The organism is Ruegeria sp. CDSA193, from assembly GCF_059611885.1.
This window is the reverse complement of record NZ_JBXWPN010000005.1, coordinates 337,141-355,070: the sequence shown is the minus strand read 5'-3', so window position 1 is coordinate 355,070 and position 17,930 is coordinate 337,141. Positions and strand designations below refer to the sequence as shown.

Genomic DNA, 17,930 nt, shown 5'->3' with positions numbered 1-17,930 from the left:
TCTTCCTCCCGGATTAACCAATGGCCGCAAGCCAGGGCATATAGTCCAGCATCCATTGTGCTATGTGATTGATCGAGTTGGTTGCGATCAGGACCCCGAACAGGATCAACAGCCCCCCCATTGCCATTTCGATCTGCGGCAAGTGCTTCCTGAACCGCACCATCCATTGCATGAAGGGGCGAACCAAAAAGGCCGCCAGAACAAACGGTGCAGTCATTCCAACCCCGTAAACGAACAGAAGCCCCGCGCCCCGCCAAGCCGTTTCAGTTCCGGCCGCTGTAAACAGGATTGCAGCGAGCACCGGCCCAACACAGGGCGTCCAGCCAAAAGCAAATGCCAATCCAAGTACATATGCCCCAGCGAGGCTCACGTTTGATGTCTCGCCAATATCTGCACGTAACTGCCGATACAGGAACCCGATGCGAATTAACCCCAGGAAATGCAGGCCCATCGCTATGATGATGGCTGCAGCAATCCAACGCAGAATATCGAAGTATTCTCGTACCAGCTGACCAAATATCGAAGCCGTGGCCCCGAGAGCCATAAAGATGGTTATGATTCCTGCCGCAAATGCGATTGCAGCAAGCGTTGCCCGGCGGCGAACCTCGCCGGAAATAGCGGATGTCGCAGAAATCTGCTCCATCCCGACACCAGCCAGATAACTAAGGTAAAACGGCACAATTGGCAGGATGCAAGGCGACAGAAAGGACAAAAGTCCGGCGACCAAAGCTCCTGCAAAAGTAATGTCGAGCATGGTCAAACCTGTCCTGACGCGCTATTATTCACACATTCAAAATTATAAAGATATATCACTGCGGTCAATCGGAGCTTTGGATGCGCCACCTAATCCTACGTTTGCTTGCGATCACGTTGCTTGTTTTTCCCGTGGCTTTACGGGCCGAAATGACACTTCTGATGGCAGAAGAAGATGGGTGCATGTGGTGCGCCCGCTGGGACTCCGAAATTTCAGAAATCTACCCTAAGACACCCGAAGGAAATGCAGCACCGCTTCGGCGTGTCGATATCCGCGCAGCCATGCCTGACGACATCACATTGGAACGGCCTCTCTACTACACACCAACCTTTGTTCTGTTGGACAATGGCCGAGAGGTCGGACGAATCGAAGGCTATCCCGGTGAAGATTTTTTCTGGGGTGTGTTGGGCGTTTTACTGCGTGACGCTGGGATACTAATTGAGACCTCTGGATAAACTGCGGTATATTACATAAACTGTTTTGAATGCGTGAAGCCATGAAAGCGAGGCGATCTTGTTGGACAAATCTTCGAACCTGCCTGTGTTCTCCAAGGACATGTGCGCCGAAGACATGGACAGAATGATGGAGAATGCTCAGACCGCGTCAAATTTCCTCAAGGCAATCAGCCATGAGGGGCGCCTGATGATTTTGTGTTATCTGTCGTCAGGGGAAAAATCGGTCACGCAGATGGAGGAAATGCTCTCAGCGCGTCAAGCCGCGGTATCTCAACAACTCTCCCGCTTACGCTTCGAGGGATTGGTGAAGACACGACGCGAGGGGAAAACGATCTACTACAGATTGGCTGATGATCGTTCGACCCAAATCCTGGAAGTCGTTTACGACCTTTTCTGCAGGGAGAAGTAGAAGCCGGTCAGAAAGCCGCCAGCTTTGGGAGGAGACTGGCAATGCTCGAAGCATTGGGAGACACAAATACCGTTGCTCTGATCGGTTTGATTGGTGGCATCGTATTAGGATTGGCCGCACGCATCGGCCGTTTTTGCACGTTGGGTGCAATCGAAGACTACCTTTACGCGGATGATGACCGGCGGCTTCGCATGTGGGCAATGGCAATCGGTGTTGCGATTGTCGGCAGCCACACAGCTATGGCATTGGGGGGACTTGACCCTGTCGGAACAAGGTATCTTGCACAGACCTGGAACCCCCTCGGTTCGATCGTGGGGGGCCTCATGTTCGGGTACGGAATGGCCATCTGCGGTAACTGCGGCTATGGCGCGCTGGCAAGGCTGGGAGGTGGTGACCTTCGATCATTCGTTATTGTTTTGATCATGGGTCTTTCCGCTTACGTCGTAATGTCCGGACCCCTCGCCTATCTGCGGGTATGGATCTTTCCAGAGGAAATGGATCTCAATGGCCCCCAGAGCATTAGCTTTCTTGCCGAACGGTTGACCTCTATTCCAGCTTGGCTCATTGGCTCTGTTATCGGTGTGGCTTTGGTGTTTTTTGCTTTGGCAAGCCATCGCTTCCGCCGCACTCCGGCACAGGTGTTTTGGGGGTCTGTAGTTGGACTGGCAATCGTTTCGGGCTGGCTTGGCACGAATTGGGTTGCGACACATGGTTTCGATGGTGAGCCGGTGCAAACCCATACCTTCGCGGCACCCCTGGGTGACACTATTTTCTACCTTATGACTGCGTCCGGAAACACTTTGTCCTTTGCGGTCGGATCAGTCTCCGGCGTTCTCATTGGCGCGTTTCTGGGGTCGTGGTCTAAAGGCCATTTCCGATGGGAAGCATGCGAAGATCCACGTGAACTCAAGCGACAAATGCTGGGCGCTGCGATTATGGGTCCAGGTGCGATCATCGCGGTTGGTTGCAGCGTCGGGCAAGGCATATCTGCATTCTCACTTCTGGCCTACAGCGCGCCCGTAACATTCGCTGCAATCTTTGCAGGCGCAGCACTTGGATTGAGACAGCTCGTGTCTGGACTGTCCTTCATAACTGAGCGTTGAGTTCACAGTTCAAATCAGCGGGAATCCGGGTTTGCACCGGTGCAGCTGATGCGCTGCACCAAGACCTAAAGAAACCCGGTTAATTTGTGATGGTGCTGGCGACTCTGCCATCACAAAAGCAAGCCAAAACGCTCTCTTTCCGACTTCGTCCTCGATCTCGCTTCTAAGGACATACCAAGCTTATCGAGCCCTTGATTCAGCCTGTTCTCTGCGCCCTCAGAAGGTCGTGACAAACGCGCAAACGAAAAATGTGTTATGATGGCCCCTTAGAAAAGGGGGCTACTATGTACAATCCCGTATCATCTATCTCAAAATTTCGGATCGGCTTGTCTGCATTGAACATCGCCGAACAGAAGTCAATTTTTGACTGCCTTCCCGCCGCTGTTCAGGCGGCAGTGTGGCAAGACCGGCTTAGTGAAGGCATTGCGGCACTGTCTGACAAGTCTCAGTGCCGATTACTTTCCGAGCTTCAGGAGTTACTCAATCCTGACTGCTACTCGGAAGACAAAGCGAACCATACGGCCACTTCTCGTCTTGATGAGTTGTCGCCTGTGATCGAGAAGGTTTTTCCAGATCACTCGGTGTTTCATAAATATACGCAGCAACTCGGCGACAATGCTTGCGATAGCCCGATTATCGAAATTGCTAAAGGCGCGCCGCCTACCTGCACATGTTCGTCTTCGAGATCCTGTATGTGGTGGCACAATGATTGTGGGGCAATGCAGGAATGTCTTGCCGGTGGGTGCAAGAAGACTAACGTTGGATGCGGGGTCCTCTGGCTTCAGACATGCGATGGCCTTTGCACTGGGAACTGGTGCTGAAGAACACAGGAAAGCCCAACCTATTCTGGCAGCAAAGCCTTTGCTTTCTTTGCCGAATTACAGGCCAGTATTGAGGTCTAAATCAGGCGCGTCGCGCGTCACGGTGTGACGATCAACCTTCCCGGATTTGTCGATCTGAACAATCAGAGATTCAGCACGTTGAAAGCGGTCAAAATAAGGAAAGGTGACGTGGTCCAGATGCGTCATGTCCTGGCACTGCATCTGATAGTCTGCCCTGAATTCGGTATGCACATTTGATCCGTTGTCTACGACCGGTCCCAACCCTTCACCAGACAGGGTGACATTGGCCGAGACAGTGAAACACCCCGCCTCTTCAGGCAAACTGAACAGATCAAGCGGGTTAGACAATTCGGAAATGGCTCCGGCGACCGAGGCCTGATCGCCTTCGGTTTCCGCTGGACCTTCGAACCCCAGGACGTCAAGACCGGGAACCACAAGGGAAATTGAAATCCCGGCTTCCGAAAAGGAAACCGCCAATCGGCCCTGCCCATGCTCGTGCTGATTTGCAACCTGGGACTGAGGCAACGCGTTTACCGGGAAAAGCGTTAAAACAAACACTAAGAACTTCATGACCATGGAACCATCTGAAAAGAATCAACTAAGCGACTCTAAACTGAAAAAACATTCGCGCAATCGCGTCACAATACACCAAAGCCCACTAGATTTGGGTAGGAATGAGCTATTTTCACTCACAATTTACCTGACTATAAAACTCAGGTTGACTTAGTTGACTATTTCTATCAGTTAATTGGTCGAGCGTCGCATCGCGCGAACCCATTGTTATCTGACAAGAAAGACTACCCCCCAATGAATACCCCCCTGAACCTGACAAGCGCCGTGGCTCTGATGGCCGCCACCTCTGCTTTTGCAACCGAGACCCCATCGAAAGCCGATGTTCTGAATACCTACGCCAATATCGCCGAGGCGAAGTACGATGACAGCCTGATTGCAGCCAAATCGCTGCAACGCGCCGTGACCGCGCTGATTTCCGAACCAAACGACGCAACACTGAATGCCGCCCGTTCCGCTTGGATTGCGGCCCGCGTCCCTTATCAGCAGACCGAGGTTTATCGGTTCGGAAATGCGATCGTTGATGATTGGGAAGGTAAAGTGAACGCATGGCCCCTGGATGAGGGCTTGATCGACTATGTAGACACCACCTACGGCGGCCCGAGCGACGAGAATGAGTTCGCCGCATTGAACGTCATCGCCAACCCAAGCTTTGAACTTTCAGGCGAACCAATCGATGCCAACGACATCACCCCGGAACTGCTGTCGGGCACTTTGCACGAGGCAGACGGGATCGAGGCCAACGTCGCCACTGGTTACCACGCGATTGAGTTCCTGTTGTGGGGCCAGGACCTGAACGGCCACGGTGAAGGCGCGGGTAGCCGTCCATGGACGGACTATGCCCAAGGTGATGCCTGCACCGGCGGTAACTGTGACCGCCGCGCCCAGTACCTTGAGGCCGTGACTGAACTGCTGGTCACCGATTTGGAATGGATGGCGACCCAATGGCAGGACGGAGGTGCGGCCCGAACTGCCCTGACCGAAAATGAGAGCGCAGGAATAAGCGCGATCCTCACCGGAATGGGCTCGCTGTCCTATGGTGAGCAGGCCGGTGAGCGGATGCGTCTTGGCTTGATGTTGAACGATCCCGAGGAAGAGCATGACTGCTTCTCGGACAACACGCATAACAGCCACTACTATGATGGTCTTGGCATTCAGAACGTCTATTTAGGCAGCTATACCCGCATCGACGGAACTCCTGTCAGCGGCGCATCGCTTTCGGATTTGGTGATTGCCTCCGACCCATCTCTAGACGCCGAGATGAAGCTGAAGCTGGCCAACACAATGCAGGCGCTGGGTCGGATCAAATCCACAGCCGAGGCCGGGTTCGCCTATGACCAGATGCTGGAACGCGGCAACGAAGGTGGCGAAGTTTTGATCATGGGCGGTGTGAACGGGCTGGTGGACCAGACCAAGACAATCGAGCGGATCGTCACCATTCTGGACGTCGATCAGATTGAGTTCGAAGGTTCTGAAAGCCTGGACAACCCGACGGCTGTTTTCCAGTAAACCTAGCGGTTCGGGGGCGGAGGATTATCCCGCCCCCAACTTATTTTCGGCTAATTGACAGTATGCCGCAGGACATGCACTTAATAACTGACTAATATAGTAAGAATACAAACCAGAGCGCCACCTCCATGATTGTCTGCCATTGCACCAAGATCACAGACACCGAGATTCATGCCGCCATCGACTGGATGCGCGTTTCCGACCCTAGGGCAGTCATAACCCCTGGCAAGATCTATCATGCCCTTGGAAAATCAGCGGATTGTGGCGGATGCATGCCGCTTTTCCTAGACACCATGCGCTCCAGCGATAATCTGGAAGTCCCCATGCAGCTTTGTGCATTACGCACCAAGGCATCACAGGAGAGTGTAGATGAAGGGCGATCCCAAAGTCATAGAATACCTCAACAAATCTCTGCGGCATGAACTGACGGCAGTCAGCCAGTATTGGCTGCATTACCGTCTGCAAGAGGATTGGGGCCTGACCCACATGGCAAAGAAAAGCCGTGAGGAAAGCATCGAAGAGATGGGCCATGCCGACAAGCTGATCGAGCGCATAATCTTTCTGGAAGGTCACCCCAACCTGCAGAAACTGGACCCGCTTCGGATTGGACAGACCCCGAAGGAAACTCTGGAATGTGATTTGGCTGCCGAGAATGATGCGCGTGCCCTGTACGTTGAGGCCCGTGAATATTGTCGAGAGGCGGGCGACTACGTCACTATGTCTCTGTTCGAGAACCTGATCAGTGACGAAGAAGGCCACATCGACTTCCTCGAAACACAGCTTGATTTGTACGAAAGGATTGGCGAAGCCAATTATGCGCAACTTAACGCATCGAAAATGGACGAAGGCGAGTAAGCTCTCGCTTGTGGCGGTGGCTGCGATTGCAGCCACCCCGATCCTGTCCGCTGAACTGCAGGATCTGCATCTCAACTTCCAACCCAGAACCGAAGATGAAAAGGCCCGGATCGCGGATGTGATCGCCGCGCCCACGGATTTCGACGCCGCGCAACGGTTCGAGGACCTGCCCGCCGGTGCCGCAACCGTAAGGGCACGTCAGGACGCAGATGCATTTTCGCAACCTTCGGGCAATCTGAAATTCGAACAGGAACTGGATTTCAAGGTCGGCAACGGGCTGTTCAAGAAAATCTGGGTGTCTTCGCCTTCCTCGACCCTGGCCTCGGACGGTTTGGGGCCATTGTACAACGCGCGCTCTTGCCAACGATGTCACATCAAGGACGGGCGCGGCCACACACCAAATGGGCCCGATGACGGGGCTGTTTCGATGTTCCTTCGGGTCTCAATCCCCGGTGGCGGCGCAATCGATGAAATCGCGGACTACATCGCCACTCAGCCCGAACCCAATTACGGCGGGCAGATGCAGGATCTGGCCCTCGCGGGCCACCCCGCCGAGTACCGGCTGCACATCACCTATGAAAACCTTCCTGTCGCGCTGTCAGACGGCGAAACGGTCATTCTCCGCAGCCCGACCTATACCGCGGCGGATCTTGGATATGGCCCGCTGCACCCCGAGGCGATGCTGAGCCCGCGCGTGGCCCCACAGATGATCGGTCTGGGATTGCTTGAAGCGATTCCGGTCGCGGACCTGCTGGCAAAGGCCGACCCGGACGACGCGGATGGCGACGGCATCTCGGGCCGTCCCAACATCGTTTGGTCAGCCGAATACGACGCGCCGATGATGGGCCGGTTCGGATACAAGGCCGGGATGCCCACGATCATGGAGCAATCAGCGGCGGCTTTTGCCGGGGATATCGGGATTTCGAGCCCGCTTTTCCCTACAGCCCATGGCGATTGCACCGAATTGCAGGCGGATTGCGTCACCGCTCCCCATGGCGACAACGACGACCGCGTGTTCGAGATTGACCAGCAAGGCATGGACCTTGTGGCGTTTTACAGCCGCAATCTCGGCGTCCCAGGGCGGCGCGACATTGATGACCCGCAGGTCCTGCGCGGCAAGCAGGTGTTCTTTGATACCGGCTGTGCCTCGTGCCACACGCCGTCTTATGTCACCCACCGGATGGACGACCGGCCCGAACACAGTTTTCAGCTGATCTGGCCCTATACCGATCTGCTGTTGCACGACATGGGCGATGGTCTGGCCGACAACCGCCCCGAAGCGCGGGCAACAGGCCGGGAATGGCGCACGCCACCTCTTTGGGGTGTCGGTCTGACGGGGCAGGTCTCTGGCCACACACAATTCCTGCATGACGGGCGGGCGCAATCGCTGCTGGAGGCCGTTCTGTGGCACGGCGGAGAGGCGCAGACGGCGCGCGACACCGTTGTCTCGATGCCCAAACCCGACCGCGACGCTTTGATCCGCTTTCTGGAGAGCCTCTGATGCGTGCCCTCGGCCTGGCCATTGCCCTTATTCTGCCCCTGTCAGCCTTGGCGCAAAATCCCAGCCAGATCCTGACAGATGTTGTTGAAGGGCACATTCTCCCCGGATACGCACAGCTATCTGACGCAACAGCTGCGCTGGATGCGGCAGCGCAGGCGGATTGCACAGCCGCTTCACCGAACCTTCGTGCAGCCTATCACCTGGCATTCGACCGCTGGGTCACGGTAAGCCACTTGCGCTTTGGCCCCTCCGAGGTCGATGACCGCGCATTTGCGATGGCATTCTGGCCAGACACAAAAGGGTTTACACCCAAAACCCTATCCGGCCTGATTGCCACCCAAGACGCGGTGGTTGACACCCCCGAGGCTTATGCCGAGGCTTCGATCGCGGGACGCGGGTTTCTTGCACTTGAATTGATGCTATTCGACCCAGCCCTCGCGGATCAGGGCGACAGGGCCTATCGATGCGCTTTGATCCGGGCGATTGCTGCAGATATAAACCGCAATGCGAAGGCGATGGACCACGACTGGCAACCTTTCTCTGCCAACCTGACCATGCCCGGCGGAGACAGTCCTTACCGGTCTGCTGATGAGGCCATGCAGGAACTTTACAAAGCTCTGATCACCGGATTGGAATTCACTGCCGAAACACGCCTTGGACGCCCCATGGGCACCCTAGAGCGCCCCCGCCCCAATCGGGCCGAAGCGCGCAGGTCTGAACGGTCACTACGCCAGGTCGAACTGTCATTGATCACGCTGCGCGATCTGGCCACCGGGCTGTCCGCAGATCATCCGCAGATTGCCGCTGATTTGGATAATGCGTTCGACAAGGCTATCATCCGCACGCGTGAGTTAGACGACCCTACACTGGCCGGTGTCTCGACACCTTCGGGTCGGATACGGGTCGAAGCCTTGCAGCAGATGATCAACGACATCCACACGATTGCAGCAACCGAGCTGGGCCCGACCTTGGGTATCAGTGCCGGATTCAATTCGCTGGACGGGGACTAAGCCATGACAAGCCGCCGTCAATTCCTTGCGGGCCTGGCTGCAGCTAGCCTTGCCCCAACACAAGGTTGGTCGACTGTCGGCGCGCCAGATTTCCTGGCGGCGGCGCTGTTTCCGGACGGCACCTATCGGCTGGCGGGCCTGAGTTCTGAAGGCGGTATCTTATTCTCTCTCCCCCTGCCGGCGCGCGGCCATGCCGCTGCGGCGCATCCGTCACGCGCGCAAGCCGTGGCTTTCGCTCGCCGCCCTGGCACCTTTGGCGTGGTGATCGATTGCAAGAGCGGAACCCAAACCGCACGGATGGATGCTCCCAAAGGCCGCCATTTCTATGGCCATGGCGTGTTTTCCCGGGATGGAACCCATCTGTTCACCACCGAGAACGACTATGAGGCCGGTGAGGGTGTGATTGGCGTCTGGGACTCGGAGGACTACACGCGGTTGGGCGAGTTTTCTTCGGGCGGGGTCGGGCCGCATGATATGCGGCTCATGCCGGATGGGGAAACTCTGATCATCGCAAATGGCGGCATTGAAACACATCCTGAAATGGGCCGAACCAAGCTGAATCTGCCCATCATGCAACCGCGCCTAGCCTATCTGAGTCTGTCAGGTTCGGTCCTGGAACAGATAGAGCTGCCCCGGACACTGCATAAAAATTCGATCCGACACCTTGCCGTTCGATCCGACGGTCTGGTCGGGTTTGCAATGCAATGGCAGGGCAACAAGTCAAACCACCCGCCTTTGCTGGGACTGCACAAAAGAGGCGAGGCTCCGCGCCTGCTTGCAGCCCCGGAATCGGTGCAAAGTGTCTTGCAGGGTTACGCTGGCAGCATTGCTTTTGCCGGGGACGGCAAAACCATCGCCATCACCTGCCCTCGCGGCAACAGTTTGCTCCGGTTCGACAGCTTGACCGGTCAACTTAACGACATGACCCCGCTTGAGGATGTCTGCGGCCTGGGTGCCGGGCCTTCCGGTTTTGTCTTCACCACAGGCACCGGACTGGTCGGAGCGCTTACTGCCAAGGCCCGCATTTCCGCCCGGCCGGATTGTCAGTGGGATAACCATCTGGTTCCCGTTGGTCTGCCTGTATAAATTCGGAAATACCCGTCACATAGATTACACTTGGACGAATCGAATTGCTGCCGTATTGGCGGGCGCGAAGCAGGCACCCTAGGTTAAGGACAGACTTGATTGAAACAGACGCCCGACGCACCGCATTCCATCTACGGGGTTGAGAAATGGGGCAAAGACCTCATCGAGGTGACGGAAGACGGCGAAATCGGTCTGCGCAATCCCCTTGCACCAGAGACTGCTGCAATCAGCCTGCCCGGTATTCTGCGTGATCTGGACGATCGCGGCATCAAAGCTCCGATGATCCTGCGCGTCAGCTCCTATCTGGAGCACGAGATTGTCCATATTAACGAAAGCTTTGCAGAGGCGATTGCCCGGGTTGGGTACAAAAGCAGCTATCGCGGTGTCTTTCCGATCAAGGTCAACCAACAGGCTCAGGTGGTCGACCGGATCGTCGAGTTTGGGAAGAAGTACAATTATGGCCTTGAGGCTGGCTCGAAACCGGAACTTGTGGTCGCGCTTGCCCATCGTCTGGCCAATGAGGCGCTGATCGTCTGCAACGGCGTCAAGGATGCCGAGTTTATCCAGCTGGCCATCCTCAGCCGTAAAATCGGGTTCAATACGGTGATCGTGCTGGAAAGCCCGAAAGAGGCCGACACGGTGATCGAAGTCTATAACCAACTCGGCATCGAACCGCTGATCGGCGTACGGGTTAAACTGACCAACCAGATCAGCGGAAAATGGGAAGAAAGCTCGGGCGACCGTTCCGCCTTTGGCATGAACACCGATCAACTGGTCGCCACGGTGGACAAGCTGAAGGCCGCCGGATTGCTGCACTGCCTGAAGCTGCAACACTCGCATCTTGGATCGCAGGTGCAGGACGTCAATGACGTGCGCCGCGCCGTGGGTGAGGCCTGCCGATACTATACCGAACTGACCCGCGAAGGCGTACCGCTGACCCATCTGGACTTGGGTGGCGGCATGGGCGTGGACTACACGGGCGAAAAGAAAGCCGCCGAAAACTCGATCAACTACACGGTCGAAGAATACTGCGCCAACGTGGTCGAAACCGTCGCCTATGCCATGGATGAAGCCGAGGTCGAGCACCCCACATTGGTCACCGAAAGCGGGCGCGCTATCGTTGCGACCTCATCGATGCTGGTGTTCAACGTGCTGGAAAGCACGCTTTATGACGCGCCGGATGGGCCGGAAGTCGAGGCGGATGACCATCATCTGGTGTCAGACCTTGCAGCTGTGCACGGATACCTCTCCAGCGACCGGTTGCAAGAGTGCTGGAACGATGCCACCTTCTATCGCAACGAGCTGCGCGCCCTGTTCCGCCGCGGATATATCGACCTGCGCCAGATGGCGCGCGCCGAACGCATTTATCTGTCATTGATGGCCCGCCTCAAGGCGTTGGCTGCCAGTGATGAGCTCGACACGGATGTCGACGAACAGTTGGAAAAAGTGGCTGATATCTATCACTGCAACTTCTCACTGTTCCAATCGCTGCCCGACGTCTGGGCCATTGACCAGCTACACCCGATCGTGCCGCTGCAGGGTCTGAACGAAACACCCGACCGCCGCGCGGTGCTGTCCGATATCACTTGCGACAGCGACGGCAAGATCGACCGGTTTATTCTGGCCGACGGTGTCTCGCCCAGCCTGCCGGTACATTCCCTGCCCGAGAATGACGAATACTTCATGGGCGTCTTCTTTGTTGGTGCTTATCAGGAAACGCTAGGCGATCTGCACAACCTGTTCGGCGACACCAACGTGGTTACCATCGACCTGCGCTCCGATGGCGGTTTCGATCTGCTGCACGAGCAAGAGGGCGACACCATTGGTCAGGTCCTGTCCTATGTCGAGTTTGATCCGGCCGACTGTGTCGCCGCCTTCCGCAAAATGGTGGACGAGGCGATCTCGACCGGTACTCTGCTGGCCAAAGACCGCAAAACCCTGATGAGCGCCTATCGCGACTCGATCAACGGCTACACCTATTACGAATAACCCCCGAGAGGAGATGACCCCATGGGAACTTTGAGTGGCAAAACACTGGTTGTCGGCGCGGGCGGCGTCTCTCACGCTGCGGTGCACAAGATGGCGATGAATTCGGATATCTTCACCGAAATCACCCTGGCCAGCCGCACCAAGTCGAAATGCGACGCCATCGCCGCAGCGGTAAAAGAACGCGTGGGTGTGGACATCGCAACTGCGGAGCTGGACGCCTACAAGGTCGCCGACACGGTCAAGCTGATCAAGGACACCGGTGCCGAAATCCTTGTGAACCTGGCCCTGCCCTATCAGGACCTCGTGCTGATGGACGCCTGTCTAGAGGCCGGCATCCACTATATCGACACCGCGAATTACGAGCCCGAGGATGAGGCCAAGTTCGAATACCATTGGCAATGGGCCTATCAGGACCGGTTCAAACAGGCGGGCCTGACCGCAGTCCTCGGCTCTGGCTTTGATCCCGGCGTGACCTCCGTCTTTGCGACGTGGCTGAGAAAACACAAGCTGGATACGATCCGCCAGATCGACGTGCTGGACGCCAATGGCGGCAGCAACGATCAGGAATTCGCCACCAACTTCAACCCCGAGATCAACCTGCGTGAGGTTCTCGCCGAGGTGCGCCACTGGGAAGGCGGCGAATGGAAACACTCCCCCGCCATGACCCATAAGGTCGAGTTCGACTTTCCCGCCATCGGCCCCAAAAACATGTACCTGATGTATCACGAGGAGCTGGAGAGCCTCTCCACCCATTTCCCCGAGATCCAGCGCGCCCGCTTCTGGATGACCTTCGGCGACGCCTATATCACCCATGCCAAAGTGCTGGAAAATGTCGGCATGACCCGCATCGACCCGGTAATGCATGACGGCAAGGAAATCATTCCGATCCAGTTCCTGAAAACCCTACTGCCTGATCCCGGCGATCTGGGTGCGGAAACGAAGGGCAAGGCCTGTATCGGCGACATCGCTACAGGTCAGGCCAAGGATGGCTCGGGCGAGAAGACCTATTACATCTACAACATCTGTGACCACGAGGAATGCTACGCCGAGGTCGGCAGCCAAGCGGTTAGCTATACTACTGGCGTTCCGGCTATGATCGGTGCCGCGCAGGTGCTCAAAGGCAACTGGACCGCGCCAGGAGTGTGGAACATGGAACAGCTCGACCCGGATGATTTCATGGACATGCTGAATGAACATGGTCTGCCATGGCAGGTCCACGAACTAGACGGCCCGGTCGAGTTCTGATCCGCAAAGCTTCATCTGGCCCTAAATACCTCGGGGGGTCCGGGGGGCAGCGCCCCCCGCCCTCTCCAAATTCGGAGACGCCTGATATGTCCGACATGATGACCACACAAGCAGGCGATGCCGGTGCTTTCCGCAATTTCGACCTCACCCGCGTGCCGACCCCGTGCTTTGTGGTCGACGAAAAAGCAATTGAGAAAAATCTGGCGATCCTGTCCGATGTCGGCAGCAGGTCCGGTGCACATGTCCTCAGCGCGCTCAAAGCGTTCTCGATGTTCTCGCTGGCCCCCTTGGTCCGCCAACACCTTGGCGGCACCTGCGCCAGCGGTATCTATGAAGCCCGTCTAGGCCGCGAAGAATATGGCGGTGAGGTCGCCACTTACTGCGCCGGGTACAAAGACGCTGACATCGATGAAATCCTGTCACTGTCCGACCACATCATCTTCAACTCACCCGCACAAAAGGACCGGTTCCTGACCAAAGCACAGGCCGCCAAAGTTCAGGTCGGCCTGCGCATCAATCCCGAACACTCCGAAGGTGAAATCCCTAAATACGATCCCTGCGCGCCGTGTTCGCGTCTGGGCACGCCAGTCAGCCATCTAAGCGCTGAAATCATGGCCGGGGTCGATGGCTTGCATATGCACACCCTCTGCGAACAAGGGTTCGAGCCCTTGCGACGCACCTGGGAAGCCGTTGCACCAAAACTCGCCCCGTTCCTGGGTCATCTCAAATGGCTGAACTTCGGCGGTGGCCACCATATCACCCGTGACGACTATGATCGTGATGGGTTGATCGCGTTCATCAAGGCGATCCGCGAAACCCATGACGTCGACGTCTATCTTGAACCCGGCGAGGCTGTGGCACTGGATGCGGGCATTCTGGTGGGCGAAATTCTCGACCTGCCGACCAATGGCATGACCCTTGCGATCACCGACATTTCGGCCACCTGCCACATGCCGGACGTGATCGAAGCCCCCTATCGCCCGGCCCTGATGGACGAGGCCGAGGCAGGCCATACCTACCGTCTGGGCGGCCCGTCCTGTCTGGCGGGGGATGTGATCGGCGACTATACGTGGGACAAACCGCTTGAGATCGGCCAACGCTTTGCCTTCCTAGATCAGGCGCATTATTCGATGGTCAAGACCAACACCTTCAACGGTGTCCCCCTGCCCACAATCGCCCTGTGGAACAGCGAAACCGACGCGTTGAAAATTATCAAACAGTTCGGCTATGACGACTTTAAAGAGAGGCTCTCATGAGCGTTTTCCTCGACAGTGAATTGACCACATCGGAACGGACCGAAAACGCCCGGTTTCGTGTAATCCCAGTACCGCTGGAGCGCACGGTATCCTACGGCTCGGGTACAGCCGGTGGCCCGGCGGCGATCATCGAGGCCAGCAACGAGCTGGAGCGCATCACTGGCCTTGCCGAGCCTTGCACAGCGGGTATTTTCACTGAGGAACCTTTGAACTGTGACGGCCCTATGCCTGCAGTGATGGAACGCCTTGCCCTGCGCACCGAAGCCGCCATTCGCGCTGGTAAAGTGCCGGTTACTCTGGGCGGTGAGCATTCTCTGAGCTACGGTGCGGTGATGGGTGTGGCCCGCGCGTTGAACCAACCGATCGGGATCGTCCAGATTGATGCGCATGCGGACCTGCGCAACACGTATCAGGGTGAAAAGCACAGCCATGCCTCGGTCATGCATCTACTGGCCGAAGAAGGCGTCCGACTGGCCCAATTCGGCGTCCGGGCCTTTTCGACCGAAGAGGCGCAGAGCCGGGTGAAGAACAGCGTGTTCCACATTGATGCCGAGGAGCTGGTCACCGGTAACATCAACGCGGTCGATCTGCCCAAGGATTTCCCCGAACTGGTCTATGTCAGCTTTGATGTCGACGGGCTGGACCCTTCGCAAATGCCGGCCACAGGAACACCCGTGCCCGGCGGCTTGGGCTATTATCAGGCGCTGCAACTGGTCGAGCATGCCCTTCGGGGGCGCAAATGCGTGGGGTTCGACGTGGTCGAACTGGCCCCGGACGGCAATGCCGCCTGGGACTTTACCGCCGCACAGATCGTCTACCGTCTGATGGCCGCCTGCTAACCTTCGGCGGTTTCGTTCAACTCCATATGCCCCTCGCCGCGGCTTAGGACACGGCGCAGCATCGGCTCGAAGAACTCCAACGGTTTGGTCGGGTAATCCGGATCGAACGCCTTTTGGTCGTATTCATGGCAGAAATAGCGGCATTCCTCCCAATAAGGACTGTCGCGGTACTTGTCTCGGGCGTTGCGGTCTCCGCCCAGGTGGTGATTGTAGTAATAGCCCTGGAACACGCAGTGATGTTTGAGGATCCAATGGGTTTTCTGGCTGACATAGGGCTTCATCATCGCCGCTGACAGCTCTCCATGGTTATAGGGAGACAGGATATCGCCGGTGTCGTGGATCAGCGCTGCGACGACCAGCTCTTCTTCCGCCCCATCCTCATAGGCGCGCGTCGCGGCCTGCAGGCTGTGCTGATAGCGGTTCACGGGATAGGGCGTCCAATCCTCGTCCAGCGAACGGATCGCATCCAGTATCCTGTCCGGCAACGCGGCGTTATAGGCCTCTTCGTATTCCATGACGGCGTCCCAATCGGCCTTGGTCGCCTCTTCAAAGCTGGTCCAGGTGGGTTTGTGGGTTTTGTCCAGCATGGTCCGGTCCTTTTGACTGATCATCCAACCGCAGCCTAACGCAGAAAACCTGAGCGAAAAAACGAATTAGCTTGGCCGAAGAACATTGCGCCGAAATGCGCCGTAACTTCAGGCTTGGGACAATGCCTGCGAGTGTTTTCTTGCGCGCACGCGCAGAAGCGGACGACCTGCAATCAAAAGAAACAGGCACGAGATCAATATGCCCATGACAGCAGGCAAATAGAGCAATAGCCACAATTTCGGGTCTTCGATCACCAACGGGGACACAAAGCCGCGCATACCTTCCAAAAGGACCAGAATTATGAATGCTCCAAAAATCTGTGGCCACAGGCCAAATCTGGAAAAGCTGCCCAACATAAGGGTTGCATAGCCCGCCATTGCGACCGCGATACAAATGGTGATCCATGAAAATCGCTGATGCAGCTCGTCGATCAACGCGCCCTCAGTGAACCCTTCTGCTGCCGCAATCGCAGCCCGGTCGCGCAACAGCTCTGCGGTGGGAATGGCCTCGAGGCTTCGCTCGGCCGTGTTGTCGGTACTCGTCAATTCTGAGATGTCATAGGACGCGTCCTGAAACAGTGTAGACGACAGGGTACGTCCCTGCCGGTCCTGACGCAGGGCAACCCCGTCAACCATCACCAGATGAATGCCCGAGCCGTTATTGACCAGATAAGCTGTTTGGCTGGAATAGCTGACCGGGCTGGTTTTATCCCGCCGGTCCGAAACAAAAACTTCGCGCAAAGTCCCGTCCTGATCAATCCCCCCAATATAGACGGTCACGTCACTTGCAGGATGCAGGAATTCGCCTTCATTCAATAACTGCGCTGTGACGTCACCCGCCACTTCGGCCTGCCGTTTTTCCAGTAGATCGACCGAGGCCGGGCGCAGGAAAACACTGATCGAGGCCATCATCAGACCAGCAACAAGACCGAACAGAACCACAGCGCGAGCCAGCCGCCACGGGCTGGAACCTGTGGCCAGCATCACCGTAAGCTCGCTTTCACGGCTCAGGCGGTTGGTGGCATAGACGGCCGCTGCGAACACGGCCATGGGCATCACCGTACGGATCAGCGTCGGCAAAGTAAGAGCGGTAAATTCAAGAAACACCATGGCCGATTGACCACCGCTGATGACACGGTCAAACAGGCTGACCGAGCGGGTGATCCAGAAAACCCCCACCAGAATCAGAGTGAAAAAGCCGAACAGAATCAGCAGTTGCCGCAGGAAATATCCATCGAAGCGCGACATGTATCCTCATCCGGCTACCTGAAATTCGTTTGAACAATATGCCAATCCCCTGACCGAGGAAACCGCATAGCCCAAGAATTATAGAATTTGAGCCGTGCGCACTAAAACGGCTTATGCCACATCGGAATTGGCACCCCGGTCCAGAATGCTTACCTGCCTGGATCAGTCCAGCGTTTCAGACAACGATCTGAGCAGGTGATTGAGCTGATCGCGCTGTTGCAGGGACAAACCCTGAACCAGGCGCTGCTGAGTCTCTACATGATCCGAAACGGCGGCCTCGATCGCTTTGAACCCATTTTGGGTAAGACGGATCAGGAAGCCCCGGCCATCCTCAGGGTTTTGCACTCTTTCGACCATCCCCGCCTTAACCAGTTGATTGACGCGATTCGTCATTGTGCCGGACGTCACCATTGTAAGCTCCAAAAGCTCGCCAGGTGAAAGACCCTCTGGCTTGCCAGACCTTCGCAACGTGGCAAGGACATCAAAGCTGGCAGCGTTCATGTCATGAAGAGCCCAAGTATGCTCCATCGCCCTTCGCAACTGAACCGCCAACCGCGTCAGTCGACCAACGGTTTCCATCGGCCCCACATCCAGGTCGGGCCGGGCACTGTTCCACTGCGCGATAATTCGCTCCACATGATCCATGAATTCTGGCTAGCCGAACTTTATCTT

Annotated in this window: 19 protein-coding genes; 14 read left to right on the top strand and 5 right to left on the bottom strand. The window is 56.6% G+C overall.

The window, feature by feature from the left end:
* Window positions 1–13 precede the first annotated feature (13 nt).
* Window positions 14–754, bottom strand: a complete 741-nt coding sequence (locus AC2FLG_RS12075; RefSeq protein ID WP_496701601.1) for a cytochrome c biogenesis CcdA family protein — start codon at window positions 752–754, stop codon at window positions 14–16.
* Between the two features lie 80 nt (window positions 755–834).
* Between AC2FLG_RS12075 and AC2FLG_RS12070 the strand changes: the two genes are divergently transcribed.
* The 4 genes from AC2FLG_RS12070 to AC2FLG_RS12055 all read left to right on the top strand — a co-directional run bounded on the left by AC2FLG_RS12070 (window position 835) and on the right by AC2FLG_RS12055 (window position 3,542).
* Window positions 835–1,209, top strand: coding sequence for a hypothetical protein (locus tag AC2FLG_RS12070; protein ID WP_496691683.1), 375 nt, complete (start codon window positions 835–837; stop codon window positions 1,207–1,209).
* A gap of 100 nt (window positions 1,210–1,309) precedes the next feature.
* Complete coding sequence (locus AC2FLG_RS12065) at window positions 1,310–1,618, top strand: ArsR/SmtB family transcription factor (RefSeq protein ID WP_142635976.1); 309 nt, start codon at window positions 1,310–1,312, stop codon at window positions 1,616–1,618.
* A gap of 41 nt (window positions 1,619–1,659) precedes the next feature.
* On the top strand, window positions 1,660–2,721 hold the full coding sequence (locus AC2FLG_RS12060) for a YeeE/YedE family protein (protein ID WP_142635836.1): 1,062 nt from the start codon (window positions 1,660–1,662) through the stop codon (window positions 2,719–2,721).
* Window positions 2,722–3,005: 284 nt separating this feature from the next.
* Window positions 3,006–3,542, top strand: a complete 537-nt coding sequence (locus AC2FLG_RS12055) for a bacteriocin fulvocin C-related protein (protein ID WP_496691685.1) — start codon at window positions 3,006–3,008, stop codon at window positions 3,540–3,542.
* Between the two features lie 57 nt (window positions 3,543–3,599).
* On the opposite strand, the gene AC2FLG_RS12050 is transcribed toward AC2FLG_RS12055, so the two are convergent.
* A complete protein-coding gene (locus AC2FLG_RS12050; protein WP_496706352.1) occupies window positions 3,600–4,121 on the bottom strand; it encodes a ZrgA family zinc uptake protein in 522 nt (173 codons plus the stop codon).
* A gap of 249 nt (window positions 4,122–4,370) precedes the next feature.
* On the opposite strand from AC2FLG_RS12050, the gene AC2FLG_RS12045 reads away from it, so the two are divergent.
* The 10 genes from AC2FLG_RS12045 to speB all read left to right on the top strand — a co-directional run bounded on the left by AC2FLG_RS12045 (window position 4,371) and on the right by speB (window position 15,423).
* Window positions 4,371–5,642 carry an imelysin family protein gene (locus AC2FLG_RS12045; protein WP_496700717.1) on the top strand — a complete coding sequence of 424 codons (1,272 nt, stop codon included), beginning with the start codon at window positions 4,371–4,373 and terminating at the stop codon, window positions 5,640–5,642.
* A 128-nt stretch (window positions 5,643–5,770) separates the two neighbouring features.
* Window positions 5,771–6,064 (top strand): (2Fe-2S)-binding protein, encoded by a 294-nt coding sequence (locus AC2FLG_RS12040; protein WP_496700718.1) that lies wholly within the window; start codon window positions 5,771–5,773, stop codon window positions 6,062–6,064.
* Entirely contained in the window at window positions 6,012–6,497 is a 486-nt protein-coding gene (gene bfr, locus AC2FLG_RS12035) for a bacterioferritin (RefSeq protein WP_142635826.1), read from the top strand. Before AC2FLG_RS12040 ends, bfr begins: the two co-directional genes overlap by 53 nt.
* Window positions 6,457–7,998 carry a di-heme oxidoreductase family protein gene (locus AC2FLG_RS12030; RefSeq protein ID WP_496706350.1) on the top strand — a complete coding sequence of 514 codons (1,542 nt, stop codon included), beginning with the start codon at window positions 6,457–6,459 and terminating at the stop codon, window positions 7,996–7,998. Before bfr ends, AC2FLG_RS12030 begins: the two co-directional genes overlap by 41 nt.
* Entirely contained in the window at window positions 7,998–9,008 is a 1,011-nt protein-coding gene (locus AC2FLG_RS12025) for an imelysin family protein (RefSeq protein ID WP_271948190.1), read from the top strand. Before AC2FLG_RS12030 ends, AC2FLG_RS12025 begins: the two co-directional genes overlap by 1 nt.
* A 3-nt stretch (window positions 9,009–9,011) precedes the next feature.
* Window positions 9,012–10,094 (top strand): DUF1513 domain-containing protein, encoded by a 1,083-nt coding sequence (locus tag AC2FLG_RS12020; RefSeq protein WP_496706349.1) that lies wholly within the window; start codon window positions 9,012–9,014, stop codon window positions 10,092–10,094.
* Window positions 10,095–10,193: 99 nt separating this feature from the next.
* Entirely contained in the window at window positions 10,194–12,083 is a 1,890-nt protein-coding gene (speA, locus tag AC2FLG_RS12015) for a biosynthetic arginine decarboxylase (protein ID WP_496696199.1), read from the top strand.
* A gap of 21 nt (window positions 12,084–12,104) precedes the next feature.
* Window positions 12,105–13,328, top strand: coding sequence for a saccharopine dehydrogenase family protein (locus AC2FLG_RS12010; RefSeq protein ID WP_496706347.1), 1,224 nt, complete (start codon window positions 12,105–12,107; stop codon window positions 13,326–13,328).
* 86 nt (window positions 13,329–13,414) lie between these two features.
* The gene (gene nspC / locus AC2FLG_RS12005) at window positions 13,415–14,584 is read left to right on the top strand and encodes a carboxynorspermidine decarboxylase (RefSeq protein WP_496700729.1); all 1,170 of its coding nucleotides are present in this window, start codon (window positions 13,415–13,417) and stop codon (window positions 14,582–14,584) included.
* The gene (gene speB, locus AC2FLG_RS12000) at window positions 14,581–15,423 is read left to right on the top strand and encodes an agmatinase (protein WP_496701614.1); all 843 of its coding nucleotides are present in this window, start codon (window positions 14,581–14,583) and stop codon (window positions 15,421–15,423) included. Before nspC ends, speB begins: the two co-directional genes overlap by 4 nt.
* Here speB and AC2FLG_RS11995 read toward each other — a convergent pair.
* From AC2FLG_RS11995 to AC2FLG_RS11985, 3 genes are all read right to left on the bottom strand, one after another.
* Window positions 15,420–16,010 (bottom strand): HD domain-containing protein, encoded by a 591-nt coding sequence (locus AC2FLG_RS11995; RefSeq protein WP_142635974.1) that lies wholly within the window; start codon window positions 16,008–16,010, stop codon window positions 15,420–15,422. The two genes, speB and AC2FLG_RS11995, sit on opposite strands and share 4 nt — an antisense overlap.
* A gap of 108 nt (window positions 16,011–16,118) precedes the next feature.
* Window positions 16,119–17,258 (bottom strand): LPS export ABC transporter permease LptF, encoded by a 1,140-nt coding sequence (lptF, locus tag AC2FLG_RS11990; RefSeq protein WP_496700732.1) that lies wholly within the window; start codon window positions 17,256–17,258, stop codon window positions 16,119–16,121.
* Between the two features lie 162 nt (window positions 17,259–17,420).
* Window positions 17,421–17,903, bottom strand: coding sequence for a MarR family winged helix-turn-helix transcriptional regulator (locus AC2FLG_RS11985; protein ID WP_496706346.1), 483 nt, complete (start codon window positions 17,901–17,903; stop codon window positions 17,421–17,423).
* Window positions 17,904–17,930 lie beyond the last annotated feature (27 nt).

Bases quoted from the DNA above. Each gene is read 5' to 3' on its own strand.
- AC2FLG_RS12075 (WP_496701601.1), bottom strand. From the start codon at position 754: ATGCTCGACATTACTTTTGCAGGAGCTTTGGTCGCCGGACTTTTGTCC.
- AC2FLG_RS12070 (WP_496691683.1), top strand. From the start codon at position 835: ATGCGCCACCTAATCCTACGTTTGCTTGCGATCACGTTGCTTGTTTTT.
- AC2FLG_RS12065 (WP_142635976.1), top strand. From the start codon at position 1,310: ATGTGCGCCGAAGACATGGACAGAATGATGGAGAATGCTCAGACCGCG.
- AC2FLG_RS12060 (WP_142635836.1), top strand. From the start codon at position 1,660: ATGCTCGAAGCATTGGGAGACACAAATACCGTTGCTCTGATCGGTTTG.
- AC2FLG_RS12055 (WP_496691685.1), top strand. From the start codon at position 3,006: ATGTACAATCCCGTATCATCTATCTCAAAATTTCGGATCGGCTTGTCT.
- AC2FLG_RS12045 (WP_496700717.1), top strand. From the start codon at position 4,371: ATGAATACCCCCCTGAACCTGACAAGCGCCGTGGCTCTGATGGCCGCC.
- AC2FLG_RS12040 (WP_496700718.1), top strand. From the start codon at position 5,771: ATGATTGTCTGCCATTGCACCAAGATCACAGACACCGAGATTCATGCC.
- bfr (WP_142635826.1), top strand. From the start codon at position 6,012: ATGAAGGGCGATCCCAAAGTCATAGAATACCTCAACAAATCTCTGCGG.
- AC2FLG_RS12030 (WP_496706350.1), top strand. From the start codon at position 6,457: ATGCGCAACTTAACGCATCGAAAATGGACGAAGGCGAGTAAGCTCTCG.
- AC2FLG_RS12025 (WP_271948190.1), top strand. From the start codon at position 7,998: ATGCGTGCCCTCGGCCTGGCCATTGCCCTTATTCTGCCCCTGTCAGCC.
- AC2FLG_RS12020 (WP_496706349.1), top strand. From the start codon at position 9,012: ATGACAAGCCGCCGTCAATTCCTTGCGGGCCTGGCTGCAGCTAGCCTT.
- AC2FLG_RS12010 (WP_496706347.1), top strand. From the start codon at position 12,105: ATGGGAACTTTGAGTGGCAAAACACTGGTTGTCGGCGCGGGCGGCGTC.
- nspC (WP_496700729.1), top strand. From the start codon at position 13,415: ATGTCCGACATGATGACCACACAAGCAGGCGATGCCGGTGCTTTCCGC.
- speB (WP_496701614.1), top strand. From the start codon at position 14,581: ATGAGCGTTTTCCTCGACAGTGAATTGACCACATCGGAACGGACCGAA.
- AC2FLG_RS11995 (WP_142635974.1), bottom strand. From the start codon at position 16,010: ATGCTGGACAAAACCCACAAACCCACCTGGACCAGCTTTGAAGAGGCG.
- lptF (WP_496700732.1), bottom strand. From the start codon at position 17,258: ATGTCGCGCTTCGATGGATATTTCCTGCGGCAACTGCTGATTCTGTTC.
- AC2FLG_RS11985 (WP_496706346.1), bottom strand. From the start codon at position 17,903: ATGGATCATGTGGAGCGAATTATCGCGCAGTGGAACAGTGCCCGGCCC.